The organism is Aquibacillus albus (genome assembly GCF_016908325.1).
Taxonomy (GTDB): Bacteria; Bacillota; Bacilli; order Bacillales; family Amphibacillaceae; genus Aquibacillus_A; species Aquibacillus_A albus.
In genome coordinates, this window is the sequence record NZ_JAFBDR010000002.1 from 29,076 (window position 1) to 42,535 (window position 13,460).

General features: G+C 38.4%; 10 protein-coding genes. All 10 read right to left on the minus strand.

Annotated elements, in window-relative coordinates; genetic code table 11:
• Positions 1-14: 14 nt before the first annotated feature.
• The gene (locus JOC48_RS02270) at positions 15-926 is read right to left on the minus strand and encodes a carbohydrate ABC transporter permease (RefSeq protein WP_239584136.1); all 912 of its coding nucleotides are present in this window, start codon (positions 924-926) and stop codon (positions 15-17) included.
• Positions 927-1,005: 79 nt separating this feature from the next.
• Positions 1,006-2,367, minus strand: a complete 1,362-nt coding sequence (locus tag JOC48_RS02275) for an extracellular solute-binding protein (protein ID WP_239584137.1) — start codon at positions 2,365-2,367, stop codon at positions 1,006-1,008.
• A gap of 74 nt (positions 2,368-2,441) precedes the next feature.
• Positions 2,442-3,473, minus strand: a complete 1,032-nt coding sequence (locus tag JOC48_RS02280) for a LacI family DNA-binding transcriptional regulator (protein ID WP_239584138.1) — start codon at positions 3,471-3,473, stop codon at positions 2,442-2,444.
• 476 nt (positions 3,474-3,949) lie between these two features.
• Positions 3,950-4,855, minus strand: a complete 906-nt coding sequence (locus JOC48_RS02285) for an aldo/keto reductase (protein WP_204497431.1) — start codon at positions 4,853-4,855, stop codon at positions 3,950-3,952.
• A gap of 26 nt (positions 4,856-4,881) precedes the next feature.
• Entirely contained in the window at positions 4,882-5,715 is an 834-nt protein-coding gene (locus tag JOC48_RS02290) for an amidohydrolase family protein (RefSeq protein WP_204497651.1), read from the minus strand.
• 23 nt (positions 5,716-5,738) lie between these two features.
• A complete protein-coding gene (locus tag JOC48_RS02295) occupies positions 5,739-6,752 on the minus strand; it encodes a zinc-binding alcohol dehydrogenase family protein (RefSeq protein WP_204497432.1) in 1,014 nt (337 codons plus the stop codon).
• Between the two features lie 284 nt (positions 6,753-7,036).
• The gene (locus JOC48_RS02300; protein ID WP_204497433.1) at positions 7,037-9,406 is read right to left on the minus strand and encodes a glycoside hydrolase family 95 protein; all 2,370 of its coding nucleotides are present in this window, start codon (positions 9,404-9,406) and stop codon (positions 7,037-7,039) included.
• 347 nt (positions 9,407-9,753) lie between these two features.
• Entirely contained in the window at positions 9,754-10,431 is a 678-nt protein-coding gene (locus tag JOC48_RS02305; protein ID WP_204497434.1) for a serine/threonine protein kinase, read from the minus strand.
• A 185-nt stretch (positions 10,432-10,616) separates the two neighbouring features.
• Positions 10,617-11,999 (minus strand): amidophosphoribosyltransferase, encoded by a 1,383-nt coding sequence (gene purF, locus JOC48_RS02310; protein WP_204497435.1) that lies wholly within the window; start codon positions 11,997-11,999, stop codon positions 10,617-10,619.
• Positions 12,000-12,315: 316 nt separating this feature from the next.
• Positions 12,316-13,092: a hydroxypyruvate isomerase family protein gene (locus tag JOC48_RS02315; RefSeq protein WP_204497436.1), complete on the minus strand. Its 777-nt coding sequence runs from the start codon at positions 13,090-13,092 to the stop codon at positions 12,316-12,318.
• Positions 13,093-13,460 lie beyond the last annotated feature (368 nt).

The following is a 13,460-nucleotide window of genomic DNA, read 5'->3' on the forward strand; positions in this document are numbered from 1 at the left end:
TCCGATTTTTCCAACTACCCTTTCGATCCAGTAAAAGTAATCCCTTCAATGAAATATCTTTGTAAAAAGAAAAAGATGATAATCACTGGTAAGGTCATTGCCACTCCAACAGCCATCAGCAGTGCCCAGCGCGGATCATTTTCTGACATGATCTGCTGTACCCCTAAAGAGAGCGTATAAAGCCTGTTATCACTTAAAAAGATGAGCGGTCCAAGAAAATCCCGCCACGCTTCAATAAATTGAAAGATGACGACAGTAGCAAGAATTGGTTTAGATAAAGGCAAGATGATCCGCAAAAAAATGGTAAGTTCACTTGCGCCATCCATTTTCGCTGACTCTGACAGCTCTTTTGGAATACCTATAAAAAATTGACGCAAAAGAAAGATGAAGAATGGATTACCAAAGAAATGCGGGATAATCAATGGATAAAATGTACCAATCCAGCCTATATCTTTAAATATAAGAAATAAAGGCACCATAATTACCTGAAACGGGAGCATGAGTGTTGCTAACACAAGAATGAACACTCCATCACGGTATTTCCACTCTATCCTTGAAAAACCATAGGCAATTAATGAATTGGACATCACTGCTCCAACACAAGTAAAGAACACAATTATTAATGTATTTTTAAAATATAATAAAAAAGGAAAAGACGTAAAAGCTTCTTTATAATTAGACCATTGAAAAACTTCCGGTATCCAGACAGGTGGATTTGCAAATAATTCTGAACTGCTTTTCAAGGAACCAGACAAAAGCCAAAAGAAAGGAACAACGAATGCTGAAGCAAATAGAATTAGCATGATGTAAACAGCCAGCTGCTTAAATCCTTTATTTACTTTTTTTAATTTCTTTTTTGGCTCAGGAGTAGGATCAATGTCAGGCCTAGTTTCCATATGATTTGTAACCGGGAGTGATGCTTTCATTTTTAATTCTCCCCTTTTTGACTTTTTTATGATCCCTGGGCTTTATTTTCAAGACCCAGGGATCACAATGGAATCAGTATTAATTTTCATCTACTTCTTTTTGCATTTTTTCCTCAGCAGCCTGTAATAGATCTGCAACATTGTTGTCGTTGTAAATCACACTATCTCTCAGAGACATTAGCTCATCTGCCATTTGACCAGCAATCGATGTAAGTGCTGGGTGACCAGAATTAGATGAAGCAGCTACATCCAATACCATGTCATACACATGGTCATTTTCCCATTCAATCGCATCTGTTGTTTCCTTCCAAATCGAAATAGATCTCCATGTATTAATATTGTCTGCAAGAATATCCTGTTTGCTTCCATACAGGGCAAAATCGATAGCTGCTTGTGGATTTTCTGCACCTTTAGGTACTAAAAATACGTTTGTTCCAAATGTTGTTGCATTCTCCCTTCCCCCTTCTGGACTTGGAATAGCAGCAACCCGATATTCCGTATCTGGAGAGTACAGTTTTAATGCGTTTGCAAACCAATTCCCGTTTACAGTCATCGCTACCTTCCCTGTAAAGAATGGGTGGTCAGGGGAGAAAGCGCCTCCAAATCCTGATGTGAAGGATTTAATTTTTTCAGGATTGTATTTCTGGGCATAGCCATCCATCCATTCATACGTATCGATCAAAGCTTGCTGATTTAATGTCACTTGATTGTTTTCTGGATCAAAGAAGTTTGCTCCGAAAACCCATCCCCAAAGGTATGACCCGTCACCAGCATCTAGCCAAGGAATGAACCCTAACCTTTCAATTTCATCACCTTCAACCTTTGTTAATGCTTCAGCAGCAGCGTCCAGCTCTTCTATCGTTTGTGGTGGCTGATCCGGATCTAACCCTGCTTCTTCAAACATTTCTACATTGTAATAAAGTAAGTTTACGTTGGAATCTTGAGGAAATAAATAAGTGTTACCATCCTCCTGCTTCATTAAAGGGACAAAGCCTTCTAAAACATCATCCTCACTAAATCCTGCATTGGCTAAATACTCATCAATTGGCTCTAAAGCGCCTTGTGCAGCTAATCCATAAGCCAGGGCATAATCATTACTAATTACGAGATCTGGCGGGTTCCCACCACTTATAGCGGATAATAATTTACCATTACTTAGCCCGCCATCTGGTGGAGCATAAACCGCATCAATGGATACACCTGTCTCTTCCTCGTATTTCTCCATTCTCCATTCATCCCATGTCTCGGAATCTCCACCCCATGGATACCAATAAGTAAAGCTACCAGCGCTGGCACCATCTCCGCCTTGATTATCTGAACTACTGGAATCACTCGAATCGCCGGTATTTTCATTTTCGTCAGATGTTGTTCCACTGCTACACCCAATCATTGTGATACTCATAGCTAGTAAAAAGATAAGGAAAACAAATATTTTTTTCATTCGTTTGACCTCCTATTTGTTTTTTTAACTACCATGGCCTCACTACAAAATGCTCCCCACTCTAGCCCCCTTTTTTATATACTTTTACATGACTCCCTAATAATCAGTTCTGCTCCAATCTCGCTGGTGATCATTTCCTCTTTGTTCTCAATGACATGTATCACGCTGTTGGTTAATTTTGTAATAATCTGAGGAAAATCAATCTTTATTGTTGTTAATGCTGGTTTCACATAAGCACTCATCAAATGATCATCCGTACCAATCATCGATATATCATCAGGTACTTTCATCGAATGATTCTGTAAGGCTTCCATTGCACCAAACGCAACACTATCGTTTGCAGCAAGTATCGCTGTTGGGAATTCTGTATCTCGTCTTACTAATTCCTCTATCGCCATATATCCACTTTCTCTATTAAAATCCCCTGGAAGTATCCAGTTTGGATTAATCGTTAATCCATGTTTTTTTAACCCTTTTAAATAACCATCGTACTTTTGCGGACCTGCAATTCTTTTCATGTTACCTAAAATGATTCCGATTTTTTTATGATTAAGACTAACTAAGTAGTCGATTGCTTTCATTGCCACTTTTTCATTATCAAGGTTATAAACGATACGATTCGGCTCATCTTTTTCTGCGATATCCTGGTCAAGAATTCCAATCACAAATCCTTCCCTAATTAACTCTTCGATAATAGGTTCATAGTTATCTGCTCCAATGAATAAACCGCCATCTACTCTTCCTTGATAAAAAACCTCTTTTATTTTCTTCCGAGTCTCTGGATTATTCGGATCACGAATGACATTAGTTAAAGCATAGTACCCATTATTGGATGCGCTTTCAATAACAGCCGTAATCATAAAGTTAGATAAGCTGTCACCGGATACCTGACCGCTTTCAATAATGAACAACCCTAATGTTCCTGTTTTCTTACCCGCCAACACTCGAGCATTTAAGTTTGGATAATAATTGTATTTTTGAATAATATCGAGGATCTTTACACGAGTTCTCTCCGGTACATTGGGATAATTATTAATTACTCTACTTACTGTGCTTCGCGAAACTCCAGCTAGCTTGGCAATTTCTTGACTGTTTATTTCAGGCATCTTAATTCTCCTCGAAATGAAGTTAAATTCAATTGTAAACGCGCGTTTATTAATAAAAGTACGATAATAAAGACCGTTTTATGAAAATAAATTCTCCAACAAATGGATTTTTTTTATCCTTATGAACGCGCGTTTATTTTATTGCTAAAAATTGGCGCCTTAAAGTTAAAGCGCTTACATTGAATAATATAATCCACCTTGTGATAATTGTCAATGTTTTTTCAGAAAATTTTTTATATTTAGTTATCGGGCAGAAAAACCTTCATTTTTCTACATTTTTTATTAATAGATTTTGGAGGAACAATTTTTGGAATTGATTTTTGGTGTATACACGGAATTTTAATCCACAAAAAAATACCACAGACAAAATCCTGTGGTAGAATGACGGCTCTCTGCCAGTCTATATCATAGCACACACTTTCATTCAAATACTCTATCGACAAGGTAAGACAAAATCCGAGTGGTGACTAGGCACCTTACCAAGTTTGGTTATGTATTGGTTCTAAGATTTTGAGTACTTCTTTTAATAATTCTTCGTCGATGGGTTCATCTGTCCAGCTTATGTTTTTCGTGATATTGTCTACGCTTGCGGTACTTACTAAGGTTGTTGGTATCTTTTCATTCTGAACAGAATACTGAATTGCTAATTTGGACAAGTCGGCTCCGTTTTCTTCACAAAATCTCGCTGCACGTTTACACGTTTGACGAATTTCTTCACTTGCAGGATGCCAATCAGCTACTGGTCTGGAGCTTAATAACCCCATCGAAAGTGGAGAAGCATTTATTAATCCGACATTTTTCTTCTCTAATAACGGAAGAAGAGACAGTACTGACGTATCATTTAACGAATAATGGCAATAGGATAAAATGACATCCAAATCTTCCTGATCCAAAACTTTTTCAAAAATGTGCAACGGAAGACCGGATACACCAAAGAATCGGATTTTCCCTTGTTCTTTCAATTGCTGTAAAGCTGGTATTCCCTCTTCTATCACTTCTTCATAAGAACCAAATTCAATATCATGTAACAAGAGAATATCAACATAATCTGTCTGTAGTCTTTGTAAGCTTTCTTCTAAGCTAGTCATGATTCTCTTTTTAGTAAAATCAAATTCATTTTCTCCGTATCGTCCTGCTTTTGTTGATAAAATGAATTTATCTCTAGGAATATCCTTAATCGCTTTTCCAAGAACAGTTTCCGCTTTTGTTAGTCCATAATAAGGAGATACATCGATGTAGTTGATTCCTTGATCAATAGCCGTATGAACAGCTTTCATTCCTTCTTTTTCATTAATTTCCCTAAAAACAGAGCCAAGGGAAGATGCTCCATAGCTAAGAATGGATACATCTAATCCTGTTTCTCCTAACTTTCTATATTTCATTTAACTCCCCCCATACCATCTACTCATCAATCTTTTATTTTATAAAACTCCAAAGCATTACGACCAAAGACGCATTCTTTTTCTTCTTTGCTAATCGTTTCTGGCAGGGTATCTGTTAAAAGCTTATAAACATCCTCATAGCTAGCTGCTAACAAACAAACAGGCCAGTCGCTTCCGAACATCACTCGCTGAATTCCAAACACATGGACAATATGGTTAACATAAGCAATAAAATCTTCCTTTTTCCAATTTTTATGATCTGCTTCCGTAACCATACCGGACAACTTACAATAGATATTCGGATATTTAGCTATCTCAACCATCTGATTCCTCCATGGTTCTAATGTTCCACGAGCGATGTCCGGTTTCGCAATATGATCTATTACTCCGCGAATTGGTACACGCTTTAACAATTCCAGTAAAACTGGCAACTGATCAGATGTTACTAACAAATCAACTGGAAGATCCATTTCCGAAAAATAAGAAAAAGCATCTAGATAGTTTTCCTCTAATACTTTAGTCGCATCTGGCATATCTTGAATCATGACACGAACTCCAACAAATTTGGGATGATTCTGAAATTGCTCAAGCTGCTTCTTATATTCCGGATCCTCAATATCAATCCAGCCAACAACTCCAGCGATTGTTTCTGAGTCGTCACTAAGAGACAAGATAAATTCTGTTTCCTCTACTGTTGGAGCTGCTTGAACAACAATTGTTTTATCAATCCCGTTTCTTTTTAGATGAGCGACTAAATCTTTTTCATAATAATCCCTATAAAGTTTTGGAATTTCTGGAGTAATCCAACCATAGTCATTTCGGCTAATTTTCCAATAATGCTGGTGAGCATCGATTCGCATCATTATACGCCCTTTCTAAAAGTTTATAATTCTACCATAGCTTTTACGACATTCGATTCCGGTTTTAACCAACTTTCAAACTGTTCAATGACCTGATCAAAATTAGCACGATGAGTAATGTATTCATTTACATCGATGTCACCATTCTTTATTGATTGAATGACATGGAAGAAATCTTCTTTGGTAGCATTGCGACTCGACATTAACGTCAGCTCCTTGGAGTGAAAATCCGGATCAAAGAACGTTATATCTGACTTTACTAACCCTACAAAAATTAATTTTCCTCCATTTGCAGGATAATCAAAAGAATGTTGCATCGACTGTTTGTTTCCTGTTGCATCAAAAACAACACTCGGCATGTCACCGTCTGTTATTTCATTTAAATTTTCTGTCGGTGATTTTAAAGCGTTTACAATATGATCCACTTTTACCCAGTTACGACAAAATTCTAACCTTTTTTCATCAATGTCCATAGCAATGACTTTCGCTCCCTGTTGCTTAGCAAATGCCATCACTCCCAAACCAATGGGCCCCGCACCAATGACAAGGGCAAATTCTCCCTTCTGAATTCCGGAGCGTCTAACCGCATGTGCACCGATACTCAAAGGCTCAACAACAGCAGTCTCATCCAATGACATTCCTTTTGTTTTTATCAAATGATCATATGGAACAGATATTTTTTCACGCATTCCACCATCTACATGTACACCTAACACTTTCATTTGCGTGCAGCAATTTGTTTTACCAATTCGACAGGCTCTGCATTCACCACACTCCAGATAAGGAATAATCGTCACTTGATCTCCCTTTTCTAACCCTTGGGAATTTTCCTCAATCGATTCAATTTCTCCCGCTAGCTCGTGGCCCAGCACTCGTGGATACTGAAAAAAAGGTTGATTCCCTTTATAGGCGTGTAAATCGGTGCCACAAATTCCAATGCGCTTGATAGAGACGATTGCATTCCCTGATTCAGCCTTTGGTTGTTCTAATTCAACCCTTTTAAACAAGTTAGGTTCTACACATGTAACTCCTTTCATCGCAAAACAACTCCTTTGTACTATTTTTTATTTCAATAAATTCATAAAAAAATAAACTTCTTATTTCATTTATCATTTCAGGAGCATTTTTCTGTTTTATAGACCTCTTGATTTTATAATAGAGTAATTGGTTTTCAGAATAAATTAGCTCATAAATAAAACCAACGAATAATATATTTTTGGGATTTTTTCTTCTTTAAAATTATTATAATAGCTTTTCATACATTGTTTTTTTCTATAATTAAGTAGAGAAGTTCACCTTCATCGTTTCACCTCTTTTATCATTACTCGACTTCCACCACATAAGAATCCCCAGTTTTTGTAGGGAATTGGACAATCCCGTTATCAAGGTGAGATACCTTCACCTTCTCACCATTAGATTGCACGACAAAGGGATGATCAAGCTTGAGTTTACATTCATTTCCTTGGCTAGAATGAATAAGAGCATGTTTTAGTTCTTGATTAGACCAGTAAAAATCAACCTCGAATCCGCCTCTTACCTTAACTCCCTTCATCTCACCTTCTGACCAATTGGCAGGGAGCGCTGGTAAAAATTCAAGATAGCCTAAATGGGATTGAATGAGCATCTCCACAACTCCAGCTGTAAAACCAAAGTTTCCATCAATTTGAAAGGGTGGATGTGCACCAAATAAATTCGGGTAAACGCCTCCCTTATGCTCCTTTTCTGAATCATGTGTTACAAGATTAAAAAGGTTGGTGATTAATCGGTGAGCGCGTTCTGAATTTTTAAACCGTGCCCAAAGACATAGCTTCCAGGATAAACTCCAGCCCGTTCCGTCGTCACCTCTTCGATCGAGTGAAACCTTGGCTGCTTCATAAATCGAATCGGATAATTCTGTAATCTGCTTACCTGGATAGACTCCGAATAGGTGAGATACATGACGGTGATGCACATCTTCATCATCAAAGTCCTTCCCCCACTCCTGCAGCTGACCAAATCTACCAATTTGATACGGGTATAATCGATTTAATTTGTCGTTCAACTCTTTACAGTATTCCTCGTCAATATTTAACTTCTGTGCCGCTTCAATCGTATTGGAAAATAGGTCCCAAATTAACGCCAAATCCATCGTACTCGCTTCCGTAACGGCTGCTAATTTTCCATCATATCTAAACTTATGCTCTGGAGATGTCGATGGAGTCGTGATGAAGTAGCCATCCTCGTTTTCCATCAACCAATCCAAGCAAAAATTGGCTGCGCCTTTCATAATCGGATATGCTTTTTGATCAAGAAAGGATTCATCCCCTGTATATAAGTAATGCTCCCATAGATGTTGGGTTAACCATGTACCAGACATCGGCCAAAGCGCCCACACAGGATCACCATGTCCAAATGCCCCAACAGGCGCGGAATGCCTCCAAAGATCTGCGTTGTGATGAGCAGTCCAGCCCCGACACCCATAATTTGTCTCGGCCGTTTTTTCCCCATTGATCGCTAACTCTTCAATAAAATCTAATAACGGGTGATGGCACTCAGATAAATTACAAGCCTCCGCTAACCAATAATTCATTTCCGTATTGATATTTAATGTGTAGTTACTACTCCATGGCGCTTGCATTTTATCATTCCAAATCCCCTGAAGATTTGCAGGCTGTGTTCCCGGTCGTGAACTGGAAATTAACAAATATCGACCATAGTGAAACATTAATTCTACTAATTTAAGATCTTTTTCTCCATAGTTGGTTACGCGTTTATCCGTCGATTCCTCATCATATCTGTCAGATGTGTTTAGGCTAAACTTCATTCGATTAAATAAAGACTGGTAATCTTTGATATGCTCTTGCTTTATTCTGTCATACGATTTTTTCACTGAAAGATTCATATAATTTTCCGCTATCGTATGAGGATCTTTTCCATTCAGTGCTGGTGATTGATCAAACCCGTTAAAGCTTGTCGCAGCAGTAAATAACAGTGTTGCCTTCGAGGATTTTTTCACTTCTATTCCTTGGTCTGTGTACTCAACTTCTCCATCCTCTACGATAACCTTCAGTTGACCTTCAAACGTCATTGCCTTAGTTTCGGTTGAATCAGAATAACGAATAGGATCTTCTGTCATGTAATAATTAGGATCCACATTTTCAGGACAAACACCGGTCAACACTAGTTTATCGTTGTTGTTTTTGAGTTCAGATTTCAATGGACTTTCAAGGCTGGCTGTAAAGGATAAAGCGTTTGGTTGATCAGTTTCTAATCGAGTGACTATCATTTGGTCTGGATGGGAGATAAACGTTTCCCTATGAAAGGTTGTCCCATTTACTTTGTAGGTAACCCTAGCTATCGCTTCGTTTATGTTGAGACTTCTTTCATAGAAGGTTGGTTCATCGGGATGGTTAAAATTAAGATTTAGATTTCCAAATGGAAGATAAGCCTGTGTATATGGCCCCATCATTTCCTTTGTAAGTTGATCTGCATCGGTATACCTTCCTTCAGAGATTGCATTTCTAACCTCAGGCAGAACATTTTTGGCATTTGGATTGTTTATTTCTTTCGGGCTTCCCGACCATAGTGTATCCTCATTTAGTTGCAAACACTCCTGATTAACACCTCCAAACACCATCGCACCTAATCTACCGTTTCCTAACGGAAGTGCTTCGGTCCACACGTCGGCTGACGTATCATATTTTAGTTTCATTTAGACACTCCTCTCTTCGTTTAATTCAAACACCATTGTAACCCCTTACAAAATATTTTTTAAATAAAAATTCTTTTTTTGTTATATAAGAATCTGGAAATAATTTGTAATGCTAAGTTCTTAAATAGGCATCTGAGGAGGGGATGGAAAACTGGTGAATTGTGACCTGAGCGTAAGTCGAGTGAGGGTGCACATAAACCGGTGGAGTGAAAATAATTCCCCTAAAATTCCCATATCTCACTCAGCCCGTTCTGAGAACAACCCCCAATTGCTGGCGCATCATTTGTTACTTAATAATAGTTTATTGTTGATGTCTTTCCGCAAATAACCAGAAAACATTTAATGAATCACTTTTTAAATGTCGTATGCTTTAAAACATGTTTCATAAAGTCCTCAAATGTGATCGAATATTTATTCCACTGATTGTACCATTTTCGTATTGTTTCCAAGAGCCAAAACGGAACAGATTTGCCATCGAATAAGTGATAGCAATCATCGTATGCTTTCTTTAAATGCTCCCATCGATAATCATTTCCTGCTTTCACATATTCCGATACATCCAGTATTTTTGCTCTCCCATTTTGAAGTAAAATATTTTTCAGGTGAATATCTCTTGGATTTAACCCCTTTTGGCGCACATACTCCCTTGCATATTCTACGTCTTGAACAGCCTGCTCAGGAACATGAATCCCTTGTAGGAGACAATCATAAAAAGTAATTCCTTCTTCATAACTTAAGACGAGAATATTATCGTAAGTAGCAAAACATATCGAAAAATAAGGGGAATCGCCTAATGTGTTATAAACCCTTTTCTCGATGCTCACTTTGGATACTTTGTCCTCCGCATACACTTTAAAAGCATAATCTGGAGCTTGAAAGGATTGAAAGACTGCCGCATCTGTTCCAATTCCAATACACCGAAGTTCATCAGCCCCTCCATCAATCGTTACAGGATTATTATTGGTATTTGATGAAATGGAGATGCGAGATAGAGATTCGACTACCGTTTCCCATTCTGATTTCATGCATCTTTCTCCCTTTGTTTGCATTCACTCTACCGTTAAATGAGTGTATTTTAATTATATGTTAATTTCTTTAAATTCTGTTAAAATTTGAATTTAGTTTTGCAAAAAGGGGTCTGACCCCTTTTTGCAAAACTTGACAAAAGACGACAAAAATCGGGTGGTGCATGGCACCACCCGATTTTTGTCTAATCCAAATAAAGGTGAGTTGGGTACGCTCCGCTAAAGCAGGCGATACAGTGTTGGTTCGTTTCTGCTAGGTCTATATTGACTGCTTCTAACAAGCCATCTGTGCTTAAAAAGGCTAGGCTATCTGCTCCAATCGTTTCTCCCATTGCTTGTTCTTGTTCATGTCTATTGGCCAACATCTCTTCTTTTGTTGGCATGTCCACACCATAAAAACACGGGTTTCGGACCATCGGTGAACTAATCCGTACATGTACTTCCTTCGCGCCTGCATCTTGAATTAATTTAACAATTCGTTTAATGGTTGTTCCTCTTACAATCGAATCATCTATCAGTACTACTCTTTTCCCTTCGATAATTTCTTCTACGGCGCTTAGCTTTAATCGTACTGCCAATTCGCGAAGCTCTTGCGTTGGTTCAATGAATGAACGGCCGGCATATGGATTTTTGATTAACCCCATTTCATAGGGAATATCCAGTTGATGGGCATAGCCAAGCGCAGATGGAATGCTTGATTCTGGAACAGCAACGACGACATCCGCTTCTACTGGATGCTCCTTCGCTAAAGTTTCTCCTAATTCTTTTCGAATCGATAACACACTGCGTCCTCGAATGACACTATCCGGTCGGGCAAAATATACAAATTCAAAGGAACACAGCGACATTTCTTCCTTTTTCGCAAATCGGCCTGTTTCAATGCCATTTTCATTAATAAGTATCCATTCGCCTGGTTCGACATCCCGCCAAAACTTAGCACCAACAGCATTAAACGCACATGTTTCCGATGAAGCTACAATCGCATCATCACCAATTTTTCCAAGCGAAAGCGGGCGCAAACCATGACGATCCAAGGCAATCAACAATTGGTTTTCTGTCATAATAACTAAAGCAAAAGAACCATCGATTCGTGAAAGAATATCTGGTGCTGCATGTTCAAATCGCTGTTTCTTAGACCGAGCAATAAGGTGTGCAATCACTTCCGTATCCGTTGTCGTTTGAAAAATACTCCCTTGCTGCTGCAACACATCTCGTTCAATTCTTGCATTCACAAGGTTGCCATTGTGCGCTACCGCTAAGTCTCCTTTACTATAATTAAACACAAGCGGCTGTGCGTTTTTTAATAAACTTTCACCAGATGTCGAATATCGAACATGGCCAATTGCCATATTTCCGTCCATTTTATCTAATATGTCACGGCTAAATGCTTGATTGACTAGTCCCATTCCATGATGGTGTTTCAGTCTTTTCCCATCGCTTACCGCTATCCCCGCACTCTCCTGACCACGATGCTGAAGTGCATGTAGCCCGTAATATGTTAAGTCAGCAGCTTGTGGATGATTAAATATTCCAAAAACCCCACATTTTTCCTTCATTTCTGACGACATTCTTTTCCCTCCCCTTCAGACTTTTTCCTATTTTCTACGGAATGGAAGCTTTCTATTCAACACATTATTGAACGTGTAGGGATTCGATTTATGGGAACTCAGAAAAATTTGAGTAAAGAGAAGGTGGTCCTTTGTTTGGTTTTCGGGATAAAGTTATTGACGACTTTTATGCTTTGATTCACTTTTAGTTTCCTTTTACCCTTTAAAACTCAATCATAAACGAACTTTGGTTCATTTTTGGCATCCTTTACCCCTCTAAAAAATTATTAATATGTAAAAAAAGCTGTCATTTCTGATAGTGACAGCTTTTTTTACTTTATACGTGGGCCAATTCTACTTCCTTCAATATCGTCTGCTTAAATTCATCTAATGCTTCGTCCGTATCTTTCGTATAACCACACTCAAGTCCTACGAAACCATCATAATTTGTAGCCTTGATTGCTTTTAATATGTTTACATAATTTAATTCACCAGTACCAGGTTGGGTTCGACCAGGATTGTCTGCGATATGATAGTGGCTGATTCGATCCATATAGTTCGTAGCATTGCGAATGACGTTACCTTCTGTTATTTGTTGGTGATACACGTCAAACACAAGCTTAACATTCGGACTATCTACTTGGTCTATAATCGCTACCGCTTCATCTGAGCGTTGTAGAAAATGACCTTGATGATCAACCAAACCATTTAACGGTTCTACTTCTAACGTGACTCCTGCCTCTTCACAGAGTGGTGCACAATGCTTGAGTGTTTCTACCATTGCCTGGAGTTGCGTTTCACGGTCAACCCCTTTGATGACATTCCCGGTTTGCGTAATGATCGCTTTTGTCCCTAGAATTTTGCATGCTTCAATCGTATCTTTTAACCCAGCAATATATTTCTCCCGTTGACTAGGATCAACAAGATTGAAGAAGCTTGTGCAAGTCGCAATGATACCAACACCTATCCGTTCTTGTACCTTTGCAATATACTTGAGGTCAAGATCTCCCCAGTTGTAATACTCTAAGCCATGAAACCCGTGCTCTTTTATTTTTTCCAAATGATAAACAACATCTTTCCCCTTATAGGCACCTACGCAAAGTGAATATTTCATATACGTGTCAACTCCTTTATACGAACTGGATTACTCGTTTTTGCTGATTCATTCGCAGCGATCGTCACTATGTCAACATCCGAACGTTATTCCCTCTACTTGTTCGGTCATCACTCGTTGACTAGTTGCTGAATAGACTAGTAAGAGTTGTTACTTAAAAATATTGTAATCCCTTACATTTTATTTTTAAATATAAAATTTTTATTTCGAGTATAATAATATGGCAATTGTGATGAAGAAGCAGTTTTATACACTGCAGAGGTGAAAGTAAATTCCTGATACTTGCCCATAAACCTGCCAACAGTGAGAGTAATTCCGGGATACTTGCGCATAAACCTGCCAACAGTGAGAGTAATTCCGGGATGCTT